The sequence below is a fragment of the Stenotrophomonas sp. S4 genome (assembly GCF_054187805.2).
On record NZ_CM196188.1, the window covers coordinates 2,132,369 to 2,157,740 of the forward strand.

Below are 25,372 nucleotides of genomic sequence, written 5' to 3' on the forward strand. Positions count from 1 at the left end.
TGGATGCGGCGACCGAGCCTACATGGACGTATTTACGGCGTCCCCCGCAACCGGACCCACCCCGCCATCCCACGGACAGCCGGCTTTTGCTGTTGTTTCGGCTCCGGCTCCGGCTTCGGCTTCGGCTTCGGCAGGTGCAGGGCGCAGCCCTGCCGAACACCCCCTTCATGCTGCGCCGCAGAATGCATTCGGCTGAACCTGCATGCTCTACTTGAATCGATCTAAATTCACGGTCTGGTGGGTCGGGCGTCATTCCAGGGGGAGCTCTCTGCAGGTCAGGGCAGGGCTCAGCGGAACGGTGCCGGATGGCCCCGGCCGCCTGCCTCCGCGTCATCGACTACAGGAACCCGACATGCGTCCAGTGCCGTCCGCTCCCGCCGTCCCATTGTCTTCGCGCCCGCTGGCGCGCCTGGCCTGCCTGCTCGCGCTGTCGGCGGTGCCGATGCTGCTGCAGGCGGCACCGGCCGCGCTGGAGCGCGAGGTCAATACCTTCATCGGCAGCAAGGACGACGGCAATACGTTCCCGGGCGCGTCGGCGCCGTTCGGCCTGATCCAGGTCAGCCCGATCGGCAGCCACTATTCGGGCTGGCGCTACGACGACGACAAGATCCGTGGCTTCGGCCACTCCTTCATCTCCGGCGCCGGCTGCTGGGAACAGGGCGGCCAGGTGTCGGTGCTGCCGGTCACGGGCTCGATCGGCCCGGGCGGCGATTTCGATACCGGCAACGCCAAGCAGTTCGATCACAAGGCCTACGCCGCGTCCTACACCCACGACGGCGAAGTCGGCCAGGCCGGCTACTACAAGGTGCGGCTGACCAGTTACGGCGGCATCGACGCCGAGGCGACCGCGCGTACCCGTGCCGCGGCCGAGCGCTACACCTTCAGCCAGCGCAACGGCGATGGCCACGTACTGGTCAATGTCGGCCAGGCCAACGAACGCCACTCGGTGATCGGCAGCGTGGTTGATGTGGTCGGCGACCGCGTGGTCGAAGGCAAGCTGGTTACCAAGAGCTTCTGTGGCGGCCATCAGTACACCACCTGGTTCCGCATCGAGTTCGACCGTCCGTTCAAGGCGCATGGCACCTGGGGCGAGGGCGGTGGCCTGCCGGGTGCGCGCCACAGCATGGAAGGCGAGCAGAAGCCGAACGGTGCCTGGCTCAGCTTCGACCTGGCCAAGGGCCAGTCGGTGACGGCGGTCAGTGCGATCTCGCACGTGGATGCCGAAGGCGCGCGCACCAACCTGCGTGCGGAGGGCATGCAGGGTGGGTCGCTGCTCGGTTTCGACCGCATGCGCGCGCTGTCGCAGCAGTCCTGGCGTGAGCAGCTGGGCCGTGTCCGCGTGCAGGGTGGCAACGCCGACGACCGCACCGTGTTCTACAGCGCGGTCTACCACGCGCTGCTGCAGCCGATGACCGGCAATGATGCCGATGGCCGCTACCGCGGCTATGACGATGGCATCCACCGCGCCGATGGCTGGACCTATTACGAGTACTTCTCGCTGTGGGATACCTACCGCGCGCAGAACCAGTGGCTGGCGCTGACCCGCCCGGACGTGGCGCGTGACATCGGCCGCACGCTGCTGGCGATCGACGAGCAGGGTGGCTGGCTGCCGCGCTGGGGCTATGCCAACTTCGAGACCAACATCATGACCGGCGACCCGGTCACACCGTTCATGGTCGACCTGTGGCGCTTCGGCGCGCTCAAGGGCCGTGAATCGCAGGCGTGGGATGCGCTGCGCCGCAATGCGTTCGGCACGCCGCCGCTGAACTCGCGGATGGCCGGCCGTTCCGGCAACCCGACCTACCTGGACAAGGGCTACGTGGTCTACGACCGTGCGTTCCCGTCCAAGGGCATGGACGTTGATCCGCACCACGGCGGTTCGGCGACGCTGGAGTATGCGCTGGCCGACTGTGCGCTTTCGCAGATGGCCGATGGCCTGGGCCACGCGCAGGACGCGGCGACGCTGCGTGAGCGCGGCCGCAACTGGCGCAAGGTGTGGGACCCGCAGGTGCGCGACGCCGAGACTGGCTTCACCGGTTTCCCGCGCCCGCGTACCGAGGACGGCCAGTGGTACACGCCGGCCGATGGCCACTACAGCCCGCGCTCGCACCATGGTTTCCATGAAGGTACGGCGTGGCAGTACCAGTGGCTGGCGCAGCAGGACGTGCCGGGCCTGGTCGAAGCGATGGATGGCCGCGAACAGGCCGGCCGCCGCCTCGACGCGTTCTTCGCGATGGACGCGCTGCAGGCCGATCCGCTCAATGCCGCCCGCAAGGAGTGGGTGGTCGGGCCGTACAGCTACTACAACCAGTTCCGCTACAACCCGAACAACGAGCCGGACCTGCACTCGCCGTGGCTGTACACGCTGATCGGCCAGCCGTGGAAGACCGCAGCGGTGGTGCGTGCCGCGCAGCAGTTGTTCACCAATGCGCCGAACGGCGTGACCGGCAACGATGACCTCGGCACGATGTCGGCCTGGTACCTGTTCAGCGCCATCGGCGTGTACCCGGCGGTGCCGGGCAGCGGCCAGTTCCTGCTGCATACGCCACGCTTCAGCAAGGTGGAAGTGGACCTGGGCAATGGCCGCACGCTGCGCATCGACGCGCCGGGCGCCGATGGCCGCCGCCTGCAGTACGTGCAGGGCGTGAAGGTCGATGGCCAGGCGCATGCGCCGGTGTGGCTGGACTGGAACCAGCTGCAGCAGGGCCCGCGCCTGCAGTTCGCGCTCGACGCGAAGGCGCCGGAGCAGGGCTGGGGTACGGCGGTGAAGGACCTGCCGGTGTCCTGGTGCGCGGCACCGGGCAGCCAGCTGCGCTGAGCCGAACTGTGCCGTTCGCGGTGACCCAGCGAACGGCACGGCACGACGGGGCCCTGATCCATTAGGCTTGAGCATCCAGCGGAGTCCGGGAAGACGATGAACGACAACGGCAGCAGTCCCAGCAAGCGCGCCGGCAAGGCGGTGACGGTGACCGACATCGCGCGTGCCATCGGCGTGTCACGGGCAACCGTGTCGCTGGTGCTGCGCGGCAGCCCGCTGGTCAACGTCGATACCCGCGCCAAGGTCGAGGCCGAGCTGCGTCGCCAGCGCTATGTCTACAACCGCGCGGCGGCCAATCTGCGCCGGCGGACCTCGTCGAGCATCGCGCTGGTGATCAACGATCTGTCCAACCCGTTCTTCGCCGAATTCGCATCGGGCGTGGACGAGGCGCTGGGCGGACGCGGTTACGTGACCCTGCTCGGCAGTACCGGCGAATCGCCGGAGCGACAGCAAGCGGTGCTGTCCACGTTGATGGAGCACACGCCCGCCGGCCTGATCCTGTCGCCAGCCGAGGGCAGTGACACCGCGCTGCTGCGGCAGGCGCTGGGCGCCAATGCCAACGTGCTGCTGTTCAACCGTGAACTGGAAGGGGCCGACTGGGACTTCCTGACCCTGGACAACCAGCACGGCGCCTATCTGGCCACGCGTCACCTGATCGAGCGTGGTCATCGCCAGATCGCCTTCTTCGGTGGCCACGCCGCGTCCAGTTCGTGCCACCAACGCCGTGCCGGGTTCCAGCAGGCGCTGGCCGAGGCGGGTCTGTCGCTGCCGCCGGGCTGGATGATCGAGTCGGCACCGAACCGCCTGGAAGCCGCGGCGCGCACCGATGAGCTGTTTGCCGATGGCCATCGTCCGAGTGCGGCGGTCTGCTACAACGACACCGTCGCGCTGGGCCTGATGCTGGGCTTGAACTCGCGTGGCATCCGCCCGGGTGGCGACTTCGCCGTTACCGGTTTCGATGACATTTCCGAGGCGTCGGTCGCGGTGCCGCCGTTGACCACGCTCACCGCCGACCCGCGCGAGCGGGGCCGGCAAGCTGCCGCGCTGCTGCTGCAACGACTGGATGAACCGGACGCGCCGCCACGGCGCACGGTCGCGCCGGTGCAGCTGCGCATCCGCGAAAGCAGTGCCGCACGTCCGAACTGATTCCTTCCATACACCCCTTCCACGCAACAACGACCTTCCGCGCATCGAGGCGCGTACCGCATGCCGATCTCCGCAACGCCCCGTCCATCGGGTTCTTCGGGCAACGCACCCGCCGTCACCAACGGCAAGGCGCTGGCTGTCGTCACCACGATCTTCTTCATGTGGGGCTTCCTGACCTGCCTCAATGACATCCTGATCCCGCACCTGAAGGCAGTGTTCGAGCTGAACTACGCCAAGGCGATGCTGGTGCAGTTCACTTTCTTCGGCACCTATTTCCTGATGTCGCTGCCGGCGGGTCGGCTGGTGGCGGCGCTGGGCTACAAGAAGGGCATCGTGGCGGGCCTGGTGATTGCCGGCATCGGCGCGCTGGGCTTCTGGCCGGCGGCCGAGCTGCGTGTGTATGGCGCCTTCCTCGGTGCGCTGTTCGTGCTGGCCAGCGGCATCACCGTGCTGCAGGTCGCTGCCAACCCCTACGTGGCGCTGTTGGGTCCGGAGCAGACCAGTTCCAGCCGCCTGACCCTGGCGCAGGCGCTGAACTCGCTGGGCACGGCCATCGCGCCGATCTTCGGCGGCATGCTGATCCTGTCCAACACGGTCAAGAGTGCCGATGACATCGCGGCGCTGCCGGCCGCCGAGCAGCTGGCCTACCGTGCCGCCGAGGCGCAGGCCGTGCAGGGCCCGTACGTGGGCCTGGCGGTGGCGCTGGTGTTGCTGGCGCTGTTCGTGTTCCTGTTCCGCCTGCCGGCGCTGAGTGATGCCACCGAGCAGGCCGACCAGGGCCACCACCACAGCTACCTGGATGCGCTGCGCAAGCGCCACCTGCTGCTGGGCGTGATGGGCATCTTCTTCTATGTCGGCGCCGAAGTGTCGATCGGCAGCTTCCTGGTCAACTACCTGTCGATGCCGAACATCGGCGGCTTCAGCGAACAGCAGGCCACGCATTACGTGTCGGCCTACTGGACGATGGCGATGATCGGCCGCTTCGCCGGTTCGGCGCTGCTGGCACGCTTCTCGCCCAGCCGCCTGCTGGCGATCTTCGCGCTGGTCAACGTGGGGCTGCTGGTCACAACCATGCTGAGCTCCGGCAACGTCGCGCTGTACTCGGTGGTGGCCATCGGCCTGTTCAACTCGATCATGTTCCCGACCATCTTCGCGCTGAGCATCGAGCGCCTGGGCCCGCTGACCAACAAGGGCTCCAGCCTGCTGATCATGGCCATCGTCGGCGGTGCCGTGGTGCCGTACCTGCAGGGCGTGCTGGCCGACCACATCGGTGTGCAGGCCAGCTTCATCCTGCCGCTGCTGTGCTACGGCTACATCATTTTCTACGGACTGGTCGGTGCGCGTACGCCGGCCTCCGCAACGCAGGGAGGCTGAGTCCGGAATGGGTGCCATCGTTTGCTTCGGCGAAATTTTGATCGATCTACTAGCGCAGCCGCCGGCCTCGGCCGACACCCCGCGCGCGTTCCTGCAGTACGCCGGCGGTGCGCCGGCCAACGTCGCGGTGGCGGCTGCGCGGCTGGGTGCGAAGACCCAGTTCGTCGGCATGCTCGGCCGCGACATGTTCGGTGACTTCCTGGCCGACAGCCTGGTCGAGCACGGCGTGGGCACGGATTACATCGTGCGCACCGACGCCGCCAAGACCGCGCTGGCCTTCGTCGCGCTGGATGCCAGTGGCGAGCGCAGCTTCAGTTTCTACCGTCCGCCGGCGGCTGACCTGCTGTTCCGTGACAGTGACTTCCAGGCGGAGTGCCTCGACAGCGCGCAGTGCTTCCACGTCTGCTCCAACAGCCTGACCGAGCCGGCCATCGCCGAGGCGACCTTCGCCGGCATGGATCGTGCGCGCGCGGCCGGTGCGGTGGTCAGCCTCGATCTGAATCTGCGCCCGGCACTGTGGCCCGCCGACGTCGATCCGACGCCGCGCCTTTGGCAGGCGCTGGAACGCGCCGATCTGGTCAAGCTGTCGCGCGAGGAACTGGATTACCTGGCCGCGCCGATGGGCGCCGATGGCGAGGCGGCGGTGCTGCGGCGCCTGCTGGCCGCGCAGGCACGTTGGGTCATCGTCACCGACGGTGCAGCCACGCTGCACTGGTACACCCGCGACAACCACGGCACGGTGACCAGTTTCCGCGTGGCCACGGTCGATACCACGGCCGCCGGCGATGCCTTCGTCGGTGGCGTGCTGGTCGGCCTGCTGGAGCGGGGTGGGGCGGGTGCTGGTTTCGCTGCGTTCTGCCAGGACCCGGAGGCGATCACCGCCACGCTGCGCTTCGGTGCTGCGGTCGGTGCGCTGGCTGTTACCCGCAAGGGCGCGTTCGCCGCGATGCCCTCGCTCGATGAAGTGCAGCAGCTGCTGCAGGCACAGGACATTACCGCATGAGCACCTCGCCCGATTTCCGTTCGCCCGCGTTCCTGCGCGCGCATATCGCCGACACGATGGCGTTCTACCACCCGCGCTGCATCGATCCGGACGGCGGCTTTTTCCACTACTTCCGCGATGACGGCAGCATCTACGATGCCAGCCATCGCCACCTGGTAAGCAGCACCCGCTTCGTCTTCAACTATGCGATGGCCTACCGCGAATTCGGCAACGCCGAGTACCGCGAGGCGGTCGAGCACGGCGTGCGCTACCTGCGGGAGGTGCACCGCAACCCGGCCACCGGCGGCTATGCCTGGACCCTGCGCGACGGCAAGGTCGAGGATGACATGAACCACTGCTACGGCGTGGCCTTCGTGCTGCTGGCCTACAGTTGTGCGCTGAAAGCCGGCATCGAGCAGGCGCGCGACTGGATGGACGAGACCTGGCAGCTGCTGGAAGCGCGCTTCTGGGAGCCGCAGCACGGCCTGTACAAGGACGAGGCTGACGGCCAGTGGAACTTCACCGGCTACCGCGGCCAGAACGCCAACATGCACATGTGCGAGGCGATGCTGGCCGCGTTCGAAGCCAGTGGCGAGCAGCGCTATGTCGAGCGTGCGCTGCAGCTGGCCGACAACATGACCCGCCGCCAGGCCGCCAAGGCTGGTGGCCTGGTCTGGGAACATTACGATTCCAACTGGGAGATCGACTGGGACTACAACCTGGACGATCCCAAGCATCTGTTCCGCCCGTGGGGCTTCCAGCCTGGCCACCAGACCGAGTGGGCCAAGCTGCTGCTGATCCTCGATCGTCACGTGCAGGCCGACTGGCTGGTGCCGACCGCGCAGCACCTGTTCGACGTGGCCATCGCGTGCAGCTGGGACGACGCCCGGGGCGGCCTGTACTACGGCTTCGCACCGGAATCGCGCCGGCAGCCCGGCATGGACGGCGCCCCGATCGGCGGCGACAGCTTCGTCTGCGACGACGACAAGTACTTCTGGGTGCAGGCCGAAACGCTGGCGACCGCCGCGCTGATGGCCAAGCGCACCGGCGACGACCACTACTGGCAGTGGTACGAGCGCATCTGGGCGTATTCGTGGGAGCACTTCGTCGACCACCAGTACGGCGCCTGGTTCCGCATCCTCGATGCCGACAACCGCAAGTACAGCGACGAGAAGAGCCCGGCCGGGAAGGTGGATTACCACACCATGGGCGCGTGCTACGAAGTGTTGAACGTGGTGCGTTGAAGATCGTTCGAATGCAGTAGTGCCAGGCCATGCCTGGCGATCCGAAATCGGTAGCGCCGGATCACGTCCGGCGGAAAAACAGGAGCTCCGCGTGCATCGTCTTTCCCTCGTTGTCCGTCTGCTCCTGCTGCTGATCGCAGCCTCCGCCTTCCCGGCAACCGCAGCGCCGCTGCAGGCACAGTGGCAGTTCCGCATGCTGCCCGGCGACGCCGAAGGCGCAGCCCATCCGGGCCTGCAGCAATGGCGTGCCGCCAAGGTGCCGGGCAGCGTGCACACCGACCTGTTGGCGCATGGGCTGATCCGCGATCCGTATGTCGGTGCACCCGAGGCCGAGCTGCAATGGATCGGCCTCGCCGACTGGGAGTACCGTGCCCGCTTCGACGTGGACGCCACGACGCTGGCCAAGCCGAATGCCGAGCTACGCTTCGACGGGCTGGATACGTATGCCGAGGTCAGCCTCAACGGCAAGCCGCTGCTGCGTGCGGACAATGCACACCGTACCTGGCGTGCACGCGTGGACGGGCGGTTGCGTGCCAGGGACAATGAACTGCAGATCGTGTTCCGTTCGCCGATCCGCACCCTGCTGCCGGGTGTGCAGGCAATGCCGCACAAGATCGCTGGCAATTATCCGTCGCCGTATGGCGATGAGCCGAAGGACGCGATGGTCGGCAACTTCGCGCGCAAGCCGGCCTACCACTTCGGCTGGGACTGGGGCCCGCGTTATGTCACCGCCGGGGTCTGGCGCGGGGTCGACCTGCAGGCCTGGGACGCGCACCGTCTGACCGATCTTGCCGTGCGAACCGATGCATTGAGTGCAGAGCAGGCGAAGCTGGCGGTGCTGCTGCAGGTGGAGCAGGGTGCTGCTGCGGGTTCGGCCTTGGTGAATGTGGATGTGCGTGATCCGGAAGGCCGCAACGTGGCCCAGGTGCAACGCACGGTGTTGCTGAAGCCCGGCCAGAACACGGTTGAGCTGCCGGTTGAGCTGGCCACGCCGCGGCGCTGGTGGCCGGTGGGCCAGGGTGCGCAGGATCGCTATACCGTGCGGGCTCGCCTGGATGATGGCGCCGATGCAGCACTGGCGCGCGAGCAGCGCATCGGCCTGCGCACGGTCGAACTGCGCCGCGAGGAAGACCGCAAGGGCGGGCAGGGCTTTGCCTTCGTCATCAACGGCGTGGAGATCTTCGCCAAGGGCGCCAACGTCATTCCGTTCGATGTCTTCCCCGCACGCGTCGATGCCGCACGCCTGCGCCAGGTGCTGACCGCCGCGCGCGACGCCAACATGAACATGCTGCGCAACTGGGGCGGCGGCTACTACGAGGACGATGCGTTCTTCGACATCGCCGATGAGATGGGCCTGCTGGTCTGGCAGGACTTCATGTTCGGCGGCGGCATGCAGCCGGGCTACGATCCGGCCTTCCGGGCAAGCGTGGTGGCCGAAGCACGCGACAACGTGCGCCGGCTGCGCCATCACCCCAGCATCGTGCTGTGGTGTGGCAACAACGAGGAAGAAACCGCCTGGAAGGACTGGGGGCACGGCCGCGACCTGAAGGCGGCCGACCCGGCATTTGCGGCGAAGGTCTGGCAGGGCTACGTCGACCTGTTCGGCAACGACCTGCGCCAGGTGGTGGGCGAGGAAGGGCTGGGCGTGCCGTACTGGTCCAGCTCGCCCAGCAACGACCTTGACGAGAAGGCCAACGATTCAATGCGTGGCGACAAGCACTACTGGCAGGTCTGGGGCAATCCGGCGTTGCCGGTGCAGGCCTATCTGCGCGAGACCCCGCGCTTCATGTCCGAGTACGGGCTGCAGGCGTGGCCGTCGGTGGCGACGGTGGACCAGATCGCCACCCACGCCGAGCAGCGCATCGACAGCCCGGTGATCCGCGCGCACCAGAAGTTCATGGCCGGCGAGGGCAACAGCCGCCTGCTGCATTACATTGAACTGGGCTATGGCACGCCGAAGGACTTCGAGGACTTCGTCTACCTCAGCCAGGTGATGCAGGCCGATGGCATCGCACTGGCGGCGCTGCATCATCGCGCCTCGCGGCCATACACGATGGGCTCGCTGTACTGGCAGCTCAACGATGTCTGGCCGGGCGCCTCGTGGTCCAGCGTGGATTACTTCGGCCGCTGGAAGGCGCTGCACTTCGCCGCGCGGCGCTTCTTTGCGCCAGTGACGGTGGCCGCGCTGCGCGACGAGGGCAGCACGCGGGTGAGGCTGCTCAACGACGGTGCCGCACTGGATGCACGCTGGCGGCTGCGGGTGATGGACGTGGAAGGGAAGGTGCTGCGCCGTCGTGAGGAAGCGGTGACGCTGGCGGCGGCCGGAGTGACCTCGATCGGTGATTTCCGCGATGCCGAATTGTTGGCCGGTGCCGACCCGAAGCGCACCATGGCGGTGTTCGAGCTGCTGCAGGATGGCAAGGTCCGTGCGCGCCAGGTGGTTGGTTTCGTCGAGGCGAAGGACCAGGTATTGCCGCGACAGACGCTGAAGGCTGCCCTGAGCATCGAGGGCGACCACTATCGCCTGCGGCTGGAAAGCGCGGCGTATGTGCGCGCGACGTGGATCGATTTCGGTGCGCTGGACGTGCAGGTCGAAGACAACCTGCTGGACCTGCTGCCGGGCGAAACCCGCGATATCGCGGTGCGCGGCCCGGTGGATCTGGTTACCCTGCGCGAAGCGCTGAAGATGAAGACCCTCAACGACCGTTGAGCAAAAAAGGGGACGGAGGGGATTAAGTCGTTTGTGGCCCATGTGTGCCACAAACGACTTAATCCCCTCCGTCCCCTTTTTCTTGCTTACAGCTGGATCTGCTGGAAATTCTCGACCCGCTCGTGGCCGTTGGCGGCCTGGCCGGTGCGCGGCAGCGGGTAGTCGTCCAGGCGATCGATCAGCCGGGTCTGCAGGCCGGCTTCGCGGGCAGCATCCAGTTCTTCCACCACATCCGACAGGAACAGGATCTCGCCGGCCGGTACGCCGATGGCCTGCACGATGCGGCGGTAGCTGTCGGCCTCACGCTTGCCACCGATCTCGGTATCGAACCAGCCCGACACCAGCGGGCTGAGGTCACCGGCATCGCTGAAGCCGAAGAACAGCTTCTGCGCCGGCACCGAGCCGGAGGAATACACGTACAGCGGCAGGCCGGAGGCGTGCCAGCCGCTCAGTACCGGCGCTACTTCCGGGTAGAAGTGCGCGGTGTAGTCGCCACGGCGGTAGCCTTCGTCCCAGATCAGCCCCTGCAGTGCCTTCAGTGCGGTGTGCTTGCGGTCCTGGTCGATCCAGCCCTGCAGCGTCTCGGCCACCAAGCTGTCCTGGCAGGCGCCACCGATCTCGGTAGCCACGGCATCCAGCCAGCGGCGGACCTCCGGCTGCTGGCCATGCTCGGCGACGAACGCGGGCAACGCCTTGCGCGCATAAGGGAACAGCACGTTCTTGACGAACGAGATGCTGCTGGTGGTGCCTTCGATGTCGGTCAGGATGACGCGGGGCTGCATGGATCAGGACGCCTGGGTGGGTACGTAACGGGGGAACTTCTGCGCGATGTCGGTGCCGGTGAAGTGACCGACCCAGCCATCCGGCTCGGTGAAGAAGCGGATCGCCACGAAGCTGGGCTCGTCGCCCATGTCGAACCAGTGGGTGGTGCCATCGGGTACGGCGATCAGGTCGTCCTTCACGCACTCGATCTCATAGACCTTGTCACCCACGTGCAGGGTGAACAGGCCGGAACCTGCGACGAAGAAGCGCACCTCGTCTTCCTTGTGGAAGTGTTCGTCGAGGAACTTCTTGCGCAGCTCGGCGCGGTTCGGGTTGTCCGGGGCGATCGAGGCCACGTCCACGCTCTTGAAGCCGCGCTCGGCAACCAGGCGGTCGATGTCGGCGCGGTAGGCGGCGAACACTTCCTCCTGGCTGGCGCCCGGCGCGACCGGTGCGGTGGCCTGCCAGCGCTCGAAGGTGACGCCGATCTTCTGCAGCTCGGCAGCGATGACCGCGCCGTCCTGGGTGTCCAGCAGCGGCGATTCGGGGCGGGTGTCGTCGTAGATGCGCAGTCGGCTCATGGCGGCAGCTTGAACGTCTCGGGGGGAAGACAGGGTAGCAGGGTGGGCACGAGGTGCAGATTCCGGATCGGCATCTGCACCTGCGTGCGGGTTCAGCCGCGCAGCTTGCGCAGTTCCAGCTCGCAGTGGAACAGGAACTCGAACGCTTCCAGGTGGCGGCGTGCCTCGGCCATGTCGCGGCCCCAGGCATACAGGCCGTGGCCGTCGATCAGGTAGCCCCACAGGTTCTGCCGGTCGAGCAGGTCATCGACCTGCTTCGAAAGCACGTTCATGTCCTGTGTGTTGGCGAACACCGGCACGTCGATGGCCATCTCGTGGGTGCTGTTGCCGGCGAAGGCCTTCAGCAGCTCGTAGCCTTCCAGGCGGATGTGACCCTGCGGCGCGTACAGGCGCGAGGCGACGGTCTGCACCGGCGAGTGGGTGTGCAGCACGCAGCCGATCTCCGGGAAGCGGCGATACAGCTGGGTGTGCAGCAGTGTCTCGGCGGACGGGCGCAGCGGGCGGCCGACGGCCAGGCCGTCGAAGTCCACCACCATGATGTCGTCCTCGATCAGGCGGCCTTTGTCCTTGCCGGAGACGGTGATCGCGGCGTGGCGGTCGTCCAGGCGGTGGGAGAAGTTGCTGCTGGTGGCCGGGGTCCAGCCGGCATGGGCCAGTTCGCGGACGTTGTCGATCAGCAGCTGGGCCAGTTCGCTCAGGCGCGCGGTGTCGTAGGGGAAGGTGGGGGTGTCCATGGTCGCCATTTTACGTGATCCGGCCCATGGCCGGGCTTGCGGCGTGGTGCCGGACTGCTGCGCTGGAAGCGCGATGCGGTGTATCGGCAGCCGCTGGACAGCGTTTGGATCGTGGCAGGCACAGCGCAGGCTGAATGGGGGCGTCCGCGCTCGCGCTGGAACCGATTCCTGTCGTGGACAGCTCATGTGCGGCGAAACACCATCGGGTTGCCGCAGGAGTTCCGGCGAGCGCCAAGGAAAGGAGTACTTCGATGATCACGCGCGCGATGGGGATGATGGGGGTGATCGGTGCCATGCTGGCCAGCAGCGGCTGTGCGATGGAATGGGTGAAGATGGATGCCAGTGCGCGGCCATTCGGTCCCGCCCACTCCAGTTGCATGGCGCGGGCCGGCGATCACTGGCCGGTGCGGAACGAGGTGGCCACGCGCACTGTCTACGAGGACCGCAAGGTACCCTGCAGGCTCGATGAAGTCTGCACGATCGACGGCAAGTACAACCTCGTGCCGATGCCGAAAGAGGAGAGTTACATCGTGGACGTGAATGCGTCCGACCGCAGCAGCGAGTTCAGGGCCTGCATGGCCGGTGCCGGCTGGCAACAGGAACTCATCTGGTTCAATCGCCGCTAGGCGAGGCGCCCCCCCCCTGCGCCAGCGGGCAGCGTGGCAGGGCCACCAGGGCCCTGCCACGCTTGTTTTACTTCGCGCGCAGGCGGCTGTGCTTGAAGCCGTAGCAGAAATAGATCACGAAGCCGACGAACGTCCACACGCCCATAAGCATCCAGTTGTGCATCGTCATCGCCGACAGCAGCGCCAGGCAGCTCAGCACGCCCAGGCTGCAGATCAGCCATGCCATCGGCATGCGGAACGGGCGCGGCAGGTCGGGCTGGGTGCGGCGCAGGATCAACACGCCCGCGCACACCGCCGCAAACGCGATCAGCGTGCCCATCGAGGTCAGCTCGCCGAGGATGTCCAGCGGGAACAGCGCCGCCAGCAGCGCGATGCCGATGCCGGTGATCACGGTGTTGATGTGCGGGGTACGGTACTTCGGGTGGATCTTGGTGAACACCGGCGGCAGCAGTCCGTCGCGCCCCATGATCATGAAGATGCGCGGCTGGCCGATGATCATCACCAGCACCACCGAAGACAGGCCGACCAGCGCGCCCACCTCGACCACCCAGCGCAGCCAGCCCAACTGCGGATGCGCGGCCACGGCAGTCACCACCGGCTCATCGGTGCCCAGCAGCTGGAAAGGCACCAGGCCGGTCATCACAGCGGCCATCGCGATGTACAGCACGGTGCAGATCACCAGCGACAGCATCATGCCGAACGGCATGTCGCGCTGCGGGTTCTTCGACTCCTGCGCGGCCACCGACACCGCCTCGAAGCCGATGTAGGCGAAGAACACCATCGCCGCGCCACGCAGCACGCCTTCCATGCCGTACTTGCCGGGGCCTTCGTTGGCGGGAATGAACGGGGTCCAGTTACTGGTATCCACGTACTTCCAGCCGACCACGATGACCAGCAGGATCAGGCCGGTCTTGAGCACGACCATCGCCATGTTCATCGCCGAGGACTTGCTGATGCCGACGTAGCACAACCAGGTCAGCAGCAGCACGAGGGCGGCGGCCGGCAGGTTGGCGATCGCGCCGGTCGGACGCAGCTGCGCGTCGAGTGGTGCGCTGACCAGTGCCGCCGGTAGATGGATGTCGAACTGGCTGAGCAGGCTGAGGAAGTAGCCGGTCCAGCTGACCGCGACCGCCGAGGCGGAGACGCCGTATTCGAGCACCAGCATCCAGCCGATGAACCAGGCCGAGAGCTCGCCGAAGGTGGCGTAGGTGTAGGTGTAGGCACTGCCGGAAACCGGCACCATCGAGGCGAATTCGGCGTAGGCCAGGGCGCAGAAGGCGCAGCAGATGGCGGCCAGCACGAAGGACAGCATGATCGCCGGGCCGGCGTGGTTGGCGGCGGCCTGGCCGGTGATGACGAAGATGCCGCCGCCGATCACCGCGCCGATACCCAGGGCAGTCAGCCCCCAGGGGCCGAGGTGGCGGCGCAGGCTCAGGCCGTTGGCGTCTTCATGGGCGGCATGCGGGTGCTTGGTGGCCCACAGTTGCTTGAACATGTGTGGTGGTCTTGTCGAAGCGCGCCGTCAGGGGCGCGCAGGGAAAACGGACGGGCCGGCACGAGGCCGGCCCGTAGGCGGATCAGGGCGACTTGGCCAGCTTGCTGTTGCGGATGCCGTAGCCCAGGTAGATCAGCAGGCCAAGCAGCGTCCAGCCGACGAACAGGTGCCAGTGCACCACGAACGCCTGCCAGAACAGGAACAGGCAGGTCGCCGCGCCGAGCGGGCAGATGATCCACACCGCCGGCACGCGGAACGGGCGGTGGATGTCCGGCTTGGTATAGCGCAGCACCAGAACGCCGATGCAGACCGTGGCGAAGGCCAGCAGGGTGCCCATCGAGACCAGTTCGCCCAGCACGTTCAGCGGTACCAGGCCGGCCAGTGCGGCGGCGATCACGCCGACCACGATGGTGGCGACGTACGGGGTGCGGAAGCGGGCGTGGACCTTGCCGAAGAATTTCGGCAGCAGGCCGTCGCGGGAGATGGTGTAGGCGATGCGGGTCTGGCCCATCATCATCACCAGCACCACCGAGGACAGGCCGGCGATGGCGCCGATCTCGACCAGGGTCTTCAGCCACGACAGGGTCGGGTAGGGTTCCAGCGCGGTGGCCACCGGCTTGTCGGTGCCCAGCAGGTGGTACGGCATCATGCCGGTCAGCACGGCACAGACGATGATGTAGACAATGGTGCACACGGCCAGCGAGCCGAGCAGGCCGATCGGCATGTTGCGCTGCGGGTCCTTGGTTTCACCGGCGGCGGTGGAGACCGCATCGAAGCCGATGTAGGCGAAGAACACGATGGTGGCCGCGCGGAACACGCCGCTCCAGCCGAACTCACCCGGCACGCCGGTATTTTCCGGGATGAACGGCTGCCAGTTGGCGGGGTCGATGTGGGCCGCGCCGATGCCGATGAACAGGCAGATGACGGTGACCTTGATCGCCACGATGATCGCGTTGACGAAGGCCGACTGGGTCACGCCCACGTACAGCAGGCCGGACACCGCCGCCACGATCAGCACCGCCGGCAGGTTGAACAGCTTGCCGGAGGAGACGAACTCGCTGCCGGTCCAGGCAATCGGGGCCGCGCTGAGGGCATCCGGGAACGGCATGTGCAGCGTGGTGGTGATGAAGCTGATCAGGTACGCCGACCAGCCCACCGCGACCGAGGCCGAGGCGAACAGGTATTCCAGCACCAGGCACCAGCCGATGAACCAGGCCATGCCCTCGCCCAGGGTGGCGTAGGAGTAGGAGTAGGCACTGCCGGAGACCGGCATCATCGCCGCGAACTCGGCGTAGCACAGGCCCGCCAGGGCGCAGGCGAAGCCGGCGATCACGAACGACAGCATGACCGCCGGGCCGGCGTGATTGGCCGCGGCCTGGCCGGTCAGCACGAAGATGCCTGCGCCGATCACCGCACCCACGCCAAGCAGGATGAGGTGTTTAGCCGTGAGGGTCCGTTTCAACGTGGCTTCGCCGTCCAGGCTGCCTTCGATGGGTTCGCCAGCATCGACGTGCCCGGCCGGTTCAACCGGCTTGACCCTCAACAGAGCTTTCAGCATGCAGTACTTCCTAGTGATCGGATTGGGTGGGCCGCCGATACGTTGCCGGCAACCCTGGAATGGTGAAGGCCGCGCGAACGGCCCGCTGTACCTTAGCCAAAGCTGAAGCCAACGCACAAGCGCAATCGCAACAATGAACGGCGATAATGAGCAGTATTTTTCCAAACGCCGCCCATTCATGAGCCAGACCGCCGAAACCCTTGCCGTGCTTGACGATCGCCTGCGTGGCCTGCTGCGGGACTATGCCCGCCGCGAGCCCGCCCACGACGCACTGGCTGCCGAATTCGGCACATTGTTGGACGATCCGGAAGATCCGTTCCGCCGCGAGCGCCTGGCTGGCCACTTCACCGCCAGCTGCTGGCTGGTCAGTGCCGATGGCCAGCGCCTGCTGCTGACCCACCACCGCAAGCTGCAGCGCTGGCTGCAGCTGGGCGGCCACGCCGACGGCGACCGCGACCTGGCCCAGGTGGCGCTGAAGGAGGCTGAAGAAGAATCGGGCCTGAGCGACCTGGTGCTGGAAGATCCGGCCATCTTCGATCTGGACAAGCACTGGATTCCAGAGCGCAAGGACGTGCCGGGGCACTGGCACTACGACGTGCGTTTCGTGATCCGGGCGCTGGGTGGCGAAGCCTTCGTGCTCAGCGAGGAATCGCTGGAGCTGGCCTGGCGACCGGTGACCGAGGTCGCGGCCGATCCGGAATCTGACGAATCCATGCAGCGTATGGCGCGCCGGTGGTTGGCGCGTTGATGCTCTCCGACGGCTGTGCAGCGTTTGTTGCGGCTCATGCCTGTGGTGAGGCGAAGCAGGATGCGGCACTCGCGATGATCAAGGCTGCATTGCCCGTCATCACATCCATCGACTGGCAGCGCGTGCCATCGCGCCTGGAGGTGCCTGGGGTGGGACGGGAGCGGCTGGCGCAGGAGTTGAGTGCGATTGCAGATGCTGTTGGCTTGCCAGGCGAAGCTGTGTTGACGATTGTCCAGGTGGATGGGGCGGTGCCTTCGCTGGGCAGCCGCCTGCAGGACTGGCTGGTTCATGCCGAGGAGCTGGATTTCGTCGATACGCTGTTCCTGTCGATGGAAGACAGGGTTCTGATCCATTGGGACTTCTACAAGAGCCTTTACGCCGTAAGGTTCTGAGGTGTCCCATCCACGCATGGCGTGGCTCTACTGCAACCCAGCAGATCCGCTCCATGAGGGGATCGCGTGGTGCTGATGCATGTCGCCGGGCATGGCCCGGCGCTACCGTCATCTTGCGGGCCGGGCCATGCCCGCCGAACCTTCGATCAGTACAGGATGCGCGTGCGCAGCGTGCCCGGGATCGCGGCCAGCTCGTCGCGCACGGCGGCGGCCTGTTCCTCGCTGGCGGTGATGTCGATCACCACGTAACCCACCTTCGGGTCGGTGCGCAGGAACTGGCCGTCGATGTTGACGTTGTGGCGCGAGAAGATCTCGTTGACCTTGGACAGCACGCCCGGCACGTTCTGGTGGATGTGCAGCAGGCGCAGGCTGTCGGCGTGCTCGGGCAGGGTCACTTCCGGGAAGTTGACCGCCGACAGGGTGCTGCCGTTGTCGCTGTAGCGCACCAGCTTGGCCGCCACTTCCACGCCGATGTTGTCCTGCGCTTCCAGCGTGCTGCCGCCAACGTGCGGGGTCAGGATCACGTTGTCATGGCGGGTCAGTGGCGATTCGAAGATATCGCCGTTGCCCTTCGGCTCGACCGGGAACACGTCCAGCGCGGCGCCACCCAGGTGTTCGCTGGCCAGCGCGGCATCCAGCGCGGCGATGTCCACCACGGTGCCGCGCGCGGCGTTGATCAGGTGCGCGCCCTTGCGCATCTTCGCCAGCTCGGTGCTGCCGATCATCCACTGCGTGGACGGGGTCTCCGGCACGTGCAGGGTGACGATGTCGGCGCGTGCCAGCAGGTCGTCCAGGCTGGCCGCTGCACGGGCATTGCCCAGTGCCAGCTTGGTTTCCACGTCGTGGAAGATCACCTGCATGCCCAGCGATTCGGCCAGTACGCCGACCTGGGTGCCGATGTGGCCGTAACCGATGATGCCCAGCGTCTTACCACGCACTTCATGGCTGCCGCTGGCCGACTTCGACCAGCCGCCGCGATGGCATTCGGCGTTCTTCTGCGGGATGCCGCGGGTCAGCATGATCGCCTCGGCGATCACCAGCTCGGCCACGCTGCGCGTGTTGGAGTAGGGCGCGTTGAACACCGGGATGCCAGCCAGTTCGGCTGCATCCAGGTCGACCTGGTTGGTGCCGATGCAGAAGCAGCCCACCGCGATCAGGCGCTTGGCCTCGGCCAGCACCTCGGCGCTGAGCTGGGTGCGCGAACGGATGCCGACGATGTGCGCCTCGGCGATGCGTGCCTTCAGTTCGTCCTCGGGCAGCGCCTTGGTGTGCGCTTCGATCTGGCTGTAGCCGGCGGCGCTGAACACCTCCACGGCGGTCTGGCTGACCCCCTCCAGCAACAGCACGCGGATATCCTGCTTCGGGAACGAGGTCTTCTTCGGCGACATGGGGCAACACGGCCAGTGGGACAGGGGCTGACCACTATGCCAGATCGTGCCGCCCATGGTGCAGTGCGCAATTGGTTGCATCCGTAGCCATCTGCACGGCTGCAGGGCTGGACGCTGGCGCGTGCCGCTGGCACGCTTGCCCGTTCTTCACGCACCGCGCTGGACCGTCATGACCGATTCCCGCATTGCCTCGCTGCAGCAGGCCTGTCCCGGCCTGAAGCTGAAGACCGACCCGGCCGACCTGGAGCATTACGGGCGCGACTGGACCCGGCGCTGGACGCCGGCGCCGCTGGCGATCGCACTGCCGGCCACGGTCGAGGAGGTGCAGGCGGTGATGCGCTGGAGCGCAGGCGAGGGCGTGGCCGTGGTGCCGTCCGGCGGCCGCACCGGCCTCTCGGGTGGCGCGGTGGCCGCCAAGGGCGAGCTGGTGCTCAGCCTGGAACGGATGAACAAGGCGCTGGCCTACGACGCCGTCGATCGCACCCTGGTGGTGCAGGCCGGCATGCCACTGGAGGCCGTGCACAACGCCGCGCTGGATCACGGCCTGATCTACCCGGTGGATTTCGCCGCGCGCGGGTCCTGCTCGATCGGCGGCAACATCGCTACCAATGCCGGTGGCATCCGCGTGATCCGCTACGGCAACACCCGTGAGTGGATCGCGGGGCTGAAGGTGGTCACCGCTGACGGCGAGTTGCTGGAACTCAACAAGGGGCTGATCAAGAACTCCAGCGGCTATGACTTCCGCCAGCTGCTGATCGGCTCGGAGGGCACGCTGGGCGTGATCGTCGAAGCCACGGTGAAATTGACCGACCCGCCGCCGGCCAGCAACGTGATGCTGCTGGCAGTGCCGAGCTTTGAAGTGCTGATGCAGGTATTCGCCGCGTTCCGCGCGCGCCTGCAGCTGCAGGCCTTCGAATTCTTCACCGACCGGGCGCTGGAGCACGTGCTGGCACATGGCGCACAGGCACCGTTCGACGAGGTGCATCCGTACTACGTGGTCACCGAGTTCGCCGCGGGCGACGAGGCCCAGGAAGCGGCGGCGATGGCCGCGTTCGAGGACTGCATGGGCAATGGCTGGGTCAGCGATGGCGTGATCAGTGCCAGCGACGCGCAGGCCGCGCAGCTGTGGCGCCTGCGCGAAGGCATCACTGAGTCGCTTGCCCGTTACAAGCCCTACAAGAACGATGTTTCGGTGCGGATCTCGTCGATGCCGGCGTTCCTGGCCGAGACCCAGGCGCTGATCGGGCAGGCCTATCCGCATTTCGACGTGGTCTGGTTCGGCCACATCGGCGACGGCAATCTGCACATCAACGTGCTCAAGCCGGACGACACCAGTGACGCTGATTTCGTGGCGCAATGCGAGCACGTAACCAAGCTGCTGGCACAGGTGCTGGCCCGCTTCGACGGCAGCATCTCGGCCGAGCACGGCATCGGTCTGGTCAAGAAGGGCTACCTGGACAGCACCCGCGGCCCGGCCGAGATCGCCCTGATGAAGGCGGTCAAACGCGCGTTCGATCCCCAAGCGCGGCTGAACCCCGGCAAGCTGTTCGACGTTTGAGCCGGGCAAATCCTTCACGCACCCGTTACGCTCCACGCTTCCTAACAACCGGCTTCGAACCGATGACCCGTCCGCTTCTGCTGCTCGCCCTGCTGTCCCTGCCGCTGGCCGGCTTCGCTTCCAGCTTCGCCGGCACGTCGGCCGGTTCGGCCACGGGCGCTTCCTCCGGTTCCTCGGGCAGCAGCTCGGGCGATGACAAGGTGGTACTGGCTGCGCGCGACGATGCCGCCGCGTTCGTCGCCAGCGACGGCCAGATCCGTGGCGCTCGCCTGCAGGCGGCGCTTGTCCACCTGCGTGAGCAGAGCACTGCCGCACAGCAGCAGAGCGACCTGGAACTGGCCCGCGCGCTGCTGGCGCGTTGATCCCGTCTTCGGGTAGTGCCGGCCGCTGGCCGGCAACGCCATGACAACTGCAAGGAACGCAGCCACGCACGGCGTGGCTCTACTGCTGATCGCCCACGTCGCGCATGCAGCTGATCGCCTGCAGCTCGACCCGTCTGGTCTCGATCCTGCACAGCAGCAGCTCGCCAGCCAGACCCTCGCCGACGTGCAGTCACTGCTGCCGGAGGGCCTGCTGCGCGCTTTGCCGGCTCAGGTGCAGGTGCGCTGGAGTGATGACCTTCCCGCCAAGGTGCACGGCCGCACGTTCGGCGGTCGCATCACGTTGCGCCGCGACCTGCTGGATGACGGCATGCCCGGCGCCCGCCGTGCGCGCCGCAGCGCGCTGGTGCACGAGCTGACCCACGTTGCAGACCGTGGCGGTGCGGACTGGTCGCAGAGCATGCGTTGGCGTGATCTCGCGGGCTGGCAGCGCAAGCCCTGGCGCCTCGGCCGTGGCGGCAACGATTTCCATGACCGCAGCCCGGATGTCTATGAGCTGGCGAACCCGGCCGAGTACCTGGCCGTGAACGCCGAGCATTTCGTGCTCGACGGCGAGTTCGCCTGCCGGCGTCCGGCGTTGGCGCAGTGGTACCAGGCGCATTTCGGAACACCGCCGTCGCTGCCACAGCCGCAGTGCTCCACGACGCTGCCCTTGCTGCAGGCCGAATCGGAGGAGGGCGCTGCATCGCTGCTGCAGCTCGACCCGGCGCGCGTCTACGCGGTGGACTACCTGTTCGCCGAAGGCAGTGCGCAGCCGATGAGTCGCTGGGGACACAGCATGCTGCGGCTGGTGATCTGCAAGCCGGGCCGCGCACCTGGGCCTGACTGCCGCCTGGACCTGGAGTACCACCGCGTGCTGTCGTTCCGTGCCTTCGTGGGTGACGTGCAGATTTCCAACTGGCGCGGGCTGACCGGTGGCTATCCGTCGCGGCTGTTCGTGCTGCCCCTGCAGCAGGTGGTGGACGAGTACACCAAGGTCGAGCTGCGCGGGCTGCAGTCGCTGCCGCTACAGCTGGACCGCAGCGAAATCGCCAGCCTGCTCGAGCGCACCGCGCAGGTGCACTGGAGCTATGACGGGCGCTATTACTTCGTCAGCAACAACTGCGCGGTGGAAACCGCCAAGCTGCTGCAGGCCGGTGTGCCGGGGCTGGGCGAGGCCGGGCTGGCCCAGTTGAGCCCGCGTGGTTTGAAGCGGCGACTGGTGCGGCTGGGCGTGCTCGACGAGGGGGTGCTGACGGACCGCAATGCAGCGCAGGCGCAGGGCTACTACTTCGCCTCGGCGCGCGACCACTACCAGCAGTTGTTCGCAGTGGCCGCGGCCCAGCTGGCCTTGCCCGCGCGTGATGTGCGCGGCTGGTTGAAGCTGCCTGCGCAGCGGCGGGCACCGTGGCTGCTGCAGGGTGACCTGCGTGCCAGTGCCGGCCTGTTGCTGCTTGAACAGGCCGCGCAGCGGCGCGCCGAGCTGCGCGCACGCGATGTGCTCAAGCGGCAGCTGCTGGCCGCACCGGACAGCGCTGAAGCGCGCAGCCTGCGGGGCTTGCTGGAGCAGAGCGGGCAGTGGCTGCGCCCGGGGACGCTGCTGCAGGACGGCGGCTATGGATTGCCGCTGGGTGACGAGCGGGCGCTGCTGTCCGAGGCCGTGGCCACTGCCAGCGCGCAGGCGGTCCCGGCGTGGCAGGCACTGCGCGTGCAGCTGCGCCAGCAGCTGCCGATCCGTCAGCGCGAGGAAATGGATGCGATCGACGCCAATCTGGCCGCACTCGGTGCACACCTGCGCATGCAGGCAGCCGGTACGGCTACTGGCGCGGCAGTTCGATGACGAAGCGGCTGCCGCCGGCGCTGCCCGGGATGCAGTAGACGCGGCCACCGTGTGCATCGGCAATGGCCTTGACCACCGCCAGGCCGAGCCCGCTGCCGCCGCCCTGGCGCGAACGCGAGCCATCGGCACGCATGAACGGGGTGAAGATATCCGTGTGCAGTTCCGGGTCGATGCCCGGGCCCTCGTCTTCGATCGAGACCAGCACGTGGCCGGGCGTGTCGTGCACGGCGATCCGTACCTTGCCCGGGCTGGCGTAGCGACGCGCGTTTTCCAGCAGCGCCAGCAGCGCCTGGCGCAGGCGGGTCGGGTCGCAGTGCGCGTTGTGTTCCTCGCGGCTGGTTTCCAGCTCCAGCACGAAGCCGGCGGCACGGAACTGCGGGTCGACCAGGGTCATCACCGAATGCACCTCGGCCACCACGTCGGTGCGCGCGCGGCGCACGTCCAGCCGCGCATTGTCGGACAGGCTCAGCACGCGCAGATCCTCGATCAGCCGTGACAGCCCTTCGACCTGGGCCAGCAGGCTGCGGAACTGGGATTCGTCGGGCTGGAACACGCCCTCGGCCAGCCCCTGCAGGCGGCCGCGCAGGATCGTCACCGGCGTGCGCAGCTCATGGGCGATGGCGGCGTGCCACATCGCGCGCTCGCTCTCCATGTGCTGCAGGCGGCGCGCCATCGCATTGAAGTCCTCGACCAGGGTCGCCACTTCGCCCGGCGAATTTTCCTCGACGCTGGCGCGTGCACCCAGGTCGCCGCCCGCGAGCGCACGCACGCTGTCCACCAGCGAATTCAACGGCGACAGGATGCGGTGGGCGAGGCGGAACGAGGCGGCGATGGCCAGCGCCAGCCCGGTCAGGATCACGCCCACCATCCATGCCAGTTCCGGCCCGGTCGGCAGCCAGCTTTCCGGCTCCTCGGCACTGCCGGGGAAGAACTCGACCAGCACCGCGTACAGCAGCCACGATGACAGGATCATCATCACGATGACGCCGATCACCATCAGCGACATCGAAACAATGATGTGGCGGCTCAGCCCGGAGCGGCGCAGGGGGGGCATCAGCGGTCGGCCATCAACCGGTAGCCGACGCCACGCACGCTGGCTGGGACGTTGACCATGCCCACCTCATCCAGCTTGCGGCGCAGCTTGCTGACATGGCTGTCGACGGTGCGCTCCAGTGCTTCGCTTTCCGGCAGGCATTCGTGCATCAGTTCGCTGCGGCTGAAGATGCGCGTCGGCGCCAGCGCCATGCAGTGCAGCAGCTTGAATTCGGTGAGGGTGAGCAGGACTTCGTGGCTGTAGCCTTCACCCTCCACGTGCACGGCGTGGGTGGCCGAGTCGATCAGCAGCGGGCCGACGCGCAGCGCGCTGGGTGCATCCACGCGCGAGGCGCGCAGCGTACGCCGCAGCACCGCGCGCACGCGCGCCGCCACTTCGGCCGGATTGAACGGTTTGACCACGTAGTCGTCGGCGCCCATGCGCAGTGCGGTCAGCTTGTCCAGGTCCTGGTCCAGCGCGGTCAGCATGATCACCGGCGTTTCGCCGCGCTGGCGCAGCTGGGTCAGCACGCTCCAGCCATCCAGGCGCGGCAGCTGCACGTCGAGCAGGACCAGGTCGGGGCGGGCGCTGCGGTGCAGGTCCAGGGCGCTGTGGCCGTCGGCGGCGCGCAGCGTGCGCAGTCCTTCGCGTTCCAGATAGGCGGTGAGAATATCGGCGATCTCGGCCTCATCCTCGACGATCAGGACGAGGGCGGCGAGGGCAGGGGAGGCATGCATGCAGGGGCGGGGCCTTAAGGTGCTTGCCTCCATCGTATCTCCACAGTTCCTCCATCGAAACCCCATCATCGCCACGCACACTGGGTTCTTCAGAACCTTTCAGCCGCCTGCGCGGCATTGTGCACAGCAATGAGAACCTTCAGGACTCCGGTCGCGTTGATCGCGGCCCTCGCCTTGGCCATGACGGCCTGCTCCACCCCCGAAGCCACGCCGGAAGCCGCACCCCGCGTCAGCGTAGTCGCCGTCGGCCCACAGGTGGTGCAGCGTGACGACGAACTGCCTGGCCGCGTGGCCGCCGTGCGCACCGCGCAGATCCGAGCGCAGGTGGGGGGCATCGTGCAGCGCCGCCTGTTCGAACAGGGCGCCGAAGTGGCCGCCGGCCAGCCTCTTTTCCAGATCGATCCGGCAGCATTCCGCGCCGATGTCGATTCGGCGTTGGCCGCGCTGCAGCGCAGTGAAGCGGCGCTGGGCCGCAGTCGCGTGCAGTCGCAGCGCCTGCACGCCCTGGCTGCCGCGCAGGCGGTCAGCCAGCAGCATCGCGACGACGCCAGTGCCGAGTACGAGCAGGCGCGCGCGGCGGTGAATGAAGCGCGCGCGATCCTGTCCCGTCGCCAGCTCGACCTGCGCTATGCGACGGTCAGCGCACCGATTGCCGGCCGTATCGATCAGGCATTGGTCACCGAAGGTGCGCTGGTGGGCGTGGCCGATGCCGAGCCGATGGCGGTGGTGCAGCAGATCGACCAGGTCTACGTGGACGTGCGCCAGCCGGCGGCGCAGCTGGAGTCGCTGCAGCGCAGTGCCGCCGGTGGTGGCGAGCTGCCGGTGACGATCATCGGTGCCGCCGGCAAGCCGCTCCCCGAGCGCGGCCAGCTGCTGTTCTCCGGCATCAATGTCGATGCACGCACCGGCGATGTGATCCTGCGCATCCTGGTCGACAACCCGCAGCGCCAGCTGTTGCCCGGCATGTACGTGCGCGCGAAGGTGCCACGCGGTGCCCCGGCCAGTGCACTGACCGTGCCGCAGCAGGCCGTGCTGCGCAGTGCTGGCGGCCAGGCCTACGCCTGGGTGATCGGCGCCGACGGCAAGGCGGTGATCCGCACGCTGGAGGTGGACGGCAGCGTTGATCGCCAGTGGCTGGTGCGTACCGGCCTGAAGGCGGGCGAGAAGGTGGTGGTCGAGGGCCAGGAGCGCCTGCAGGAAGGCGTGGTGGTCGATGCGCGCGACTGGCAGAGGCCGGTCGCCAGCGCCGGTGCGATGCAGGCCGGCAGCAAGGGCTGAGCCTTTCCC

The 25,372-nt window shown here is 67.3% G+C and carries 21 protein-coding genes; 13 read left to right on the top strand and 8 right to left on the bottom strand.

Going from position 1 to position 25,372, the window contains the following annotated elements; genetic code table 11:
• The first annotated feature begins 352 nt into the window (after positions 1 to 352).
• The 6 genes from ACUZUJ_RS10025 to ACUZUJ_RS10050 all read left to right on the top strand — a co-directional run bounded on the left by ACUZUJ_RS10025 (position 353) and on the right by ACUZUJ_RS10050 (position 10,274).
• Positions 353 to 2,818: a GH92 family glycosyl hydrolase gene (locus tag ACUZUJ_RS10025; RefSeq protein WP_049444915.1), complete on the top strand. Its 2,466-nt coding sequence runs from the start codon at positions 353 to 355 to the stop codon at positions 2,816 to 2,818.
• A gap of 96 nt (positions 2,819 to 2,914) precedes the next feature.
• Positions 2,915 to 3,964 (top strand): LacI family DNA-binding transcriptional regulator, encoded by a 1,050-nt coding sequence (locus ACUZUJ_RS10030; protein ID WP_014037023.1) that lies wholly within the window; start codon positions 2,915 to 2,917, stop codon positions 3,962 to 3,964.
• Positions 3,965 to 4,024: 60 nt separating this feature from the next.
• Complete coding sequence (fucP, locus tag ACUZUJ_RS10035; RefSeq protein WP_049444919.1) at positions 4,025 to 5,338, top strand: L-fucose:H+ symporter permease; 1,314 nt, start codon at positions 4,025 to 4,027, stop codon at positions 5,336 to 5,338.
• A gap of 7 nt (positions 5,339 to 5,345) precedes the next feature.
• Positions 5,346 to 6,341, top strand: coding sequence for a carbohydrate kinase family protein (locus tag ACUZUJ_RS10040; RefSeq protein WP_049444921.1), 996 nt, complete (start codon positions 5,346 to 5,348; stop codon positions 6,339 to 6,341).
• Positions 6,338 to 7,564, top strand: coding sequence for an AGE family epimerase/isomerase (locus tag ACUZUJ_RS10045; RefSeq protein WP_049444923.1), 1,227 nt, complete (start codon positions 6,338 to 6,340; stop codon positions 7,562 to 7,564). The genes ACUZUJ_RS10040 and ACUZUJ_RS10045 overlap by 4 nt, the downstream gene beginning before the upstream one ends.
• 91 nt (positions 7,565 to 7,655) lie before the next feature.
• Positions 7,656 to 10,274 carry a beta-mannosidase gene (locus tag ACUZUJ_RS10050; protein ID WP_049444924.1) on the top strand — a complete coding sequence of 873 codons (2,619 nt, stop codon included), beginning with the start codon at positions 7,656 to 7,658 and terminating at the stop codon, positions 10,272 to 10,274.
• Between the two features lie 86 nt (positions 10,275 to 10,360).
• Here the strand turns inward: ACUZUJ_RS10050 and mtnC are convergent, their stop codons facing one another.
• From mtnC to ACUZUJ_RS10065, 3 genes are all read right to left on the bottom strand, one after another.
• Entirely contained in the window at positions 10,361 to 11,056 is a 696-nt protein-coding gene (gene mtnC / locus ACUZUJ_RS10055) for an acireductone synthase (protein WP_049444925.1), read from the bottom strand.
• 3 nt (positions 11,057 to 11,059) lie between these two features.
• A complete protein-coding gene (locus ACUZUJ_RS10060; RefSeq protein ID WP_005409451.1) occupies positions 11,060 to 11,617 on the bottom strand; it encodes a 1,2-dihydroxy-3-keto-5-methylthiopentene dioxygenase in 558 nt (185 codons plus the stop codon).
• Between the two features lie 92 nt (positions 11,618 to 11,709).
• On the bottom strand, positions 11,710 to 12,351 hold the full coding sequence (locus ACUZUJ_RS10065; RefSeq protein ID WP_049445498.1) for a methylthioribulose 1-phosphate dehydratase: 642 nt from the start codon (positions 12,349 to 12,351) through the stop codon (positions 11,710 to 11,712).
• Between the two features lie 251 nt (positions 12,352 to 12,602).
• Between ACUZUJ_RS10065 and ACUZUJ_RS10070 the strand changes: the two genes are divergently transcribed.
• Positions 12,603 to 12,977, top strand: a complete 375-nt coding sequence (locus ACUZUJ_RS10070) for a hypothetical protein (RefSeq protein ID WP_049444927.1) — start codon at positions 12,603 to 12,605, stop codon at positions 12,975 to 12,977.
• A gap of 67 nt (positions 12,978 to 13,044) precedes the next feature.
• Here the strand turns inward: ACUZUJ_RS10070 and ACUZUJ_RS10075 are convergent, their stop codons facing one another.
• The gene (locus tag ACUZUJ_RS10075) at positions 13,045 to 14,472 is read right to left on the bottom strand and encodes an amino acid permease (RefSeq protein WP_049444929.1); all 1,428 of its coding nucleotides are present in this window, start codon (positions 14,470 to 14,472) and stop codon (positions 13,045 to 13,047) included.
• Positions 14,473 to 14,554: 82 nt separating this feature from the next.
• Positions 14,555 to 16,030, bottom strand: coding sequence for an amino acid permease (locus tag ACUZUJ_RS10080; RefSeq protein ID WP_014037031.1), 1,476 nt, complete (start codon positions 16,028 to 16,030; stop codon positions 14,555 to 14,557).
• Between the two features lie 133 nt (positions 16,031 to 16,163).
• On the opposite strand from ACUZUJ_RS10080, the gene ACUZUJ_RS10085 reads away from it, so the two are divergent.
• Together ACUZUJ_RS10085 and ACUZUJ_RS10090 are read left to right on the top strand one after the other, a co-directional pair.
• Positions 16,164 to 16,778: an NUDIX hydrolase gene (locus ACUZUJ_RS10085; protein ID WP_080347507.1), complete on the top strand. Its 615-nt coding sequence runs from the start codon at positions 16,164 to 16,166 to the stop codon at positions 16,776 to 16,778.
• Positions 16,778 to 17,170, top strand: coding sequence for a hypothetical protein (locus ACUZUJ_RS10090; RefSeq protein ID WP_049444816.1), 393 nt, complete (start codon positions 16,778 to 16,780; stop codon positions 17,168 to 17,170). Before ACUZUJ_RS10085 ends, ACUZUJ_RS10090 begins: the two co-directional genes overlap by 1 nt.
• Positions 17,171 to 17,316: 146 nt before the next feature.
• On the opposite strand, the gene serA is transcribed toward ACUZUJ_RS10090, so the two are convergent.
• On the bottom strand, positions 17,317 to 18,558 hold the full coding sequence (gene serA / locus ACUZUJ_RS10095) for a phosphoglycerate dehydrogenase (RefSeq protein ID WP_049444818.1): 1,242 nt from the start codon (positions 18,556 to 18,558) through the stop codon (positions 17,317 to 17,319).
• Positions 18,559 to 18,727: 169 nt separating this feature from the next.
• On the opposite strand from serA, the gene ACUZUJ_RS10100 reads away from it, so the two are divergent.
• From ACUZUJ_RS10100 to ACUZUJ_RS10110, 3 genes are all read left to right on the top strand, one after another.
• On the top strand, positions 18,728 to 20,116 hold the full coding sequence (locus ACUZUJ_RS10100) for a D-2-hydroxyglutarate dehydrogenase (RefSeq protein WP_049444820.1): 1,389 nt from the start codon (positions 18,728 to 18,730) through the stop codon (positions 20,114 to 20,116).
• Positions 20,117 to 20,178: 62 nt separating this feature from the next.
• On the top strand, positions 20,179 to 20,478 hold the full coding sequence (locus tag ACUZUJ_RS10105; protein ID WP_014037036.1) for a DUF2388 domain-containing protein: 300 nt from the start codon (positions 20,179 to 20,181) through the stop codon (positions 20,476 to 20,478).
• A 40-nt stretch (positions 20,479 to 20,518) separates the two neighbouring features.
• A complete protein-coding gene (locus ACUZUJ_RS10110; RefSeq protein ID WP_101765374.1) occupies positions 20,519 to 22,315 on the top strand; it encodes a DUF7844 domain-containing protein in 1,797 nt (598 codons plus the stop codon).
• Here the strand turns inward: ACUZUJ_RS10110 and ACUZUJ_RS10115 are convergent.
• On the bottom strand, positions 22,293 to 23,369 hold the full coding sequence (locus ACUZUJ_RS10115; RefSeq protein ID WP_049444824.1) for an ATP-binding protein: 1,077 nt from the start codon (positions 23,367 to 23,369) through the stop codon (positions 22,293 to 22,295). The two genes, ACUZUJ_RS10110 and ACUZUJ_RS10115, sit on opposite strands and share 23 nt — an antisense overlap.
• Positions 23,369 to 24,085 (bottom strand): response regulator, encoded by a 717-nt coding sequence (locus ACUZUJ_RS10120; RefSeq protein ID WP_197622240.1) that lies wholly within the window; start codon positions 24,083 to 24,085, stop codon positions 23,369 to 23,371. Before ACUZUJ_RS10120 ends, ACUZUJ_RS10115 begins: the two co-directional genes overlap by 1 nt.
• Before the next feature lie 129 nt (positions 24,086 to 24,214).
• Here ACUZUJ_RS10120 and ACUZUJ_RS10125 point away from each other — a divergent pair, with 129 nt between their 5' ends.
• Positions 24,215 to 25,363: an efflux RND transporter periplasmic adaptor subunit gene (locus tag ACUZUJ_RS10125; protein WP_049444827.1), complete on the top strand. Its 1,149-nt coding sequence runs from the start codon at positions 24,215 to 24,217 to the stop codon at positions 25,361 to 25,363.
• The last annotated feature ends 9 nt before the right edge of the window (positions 25,364 to 25,372 follow it).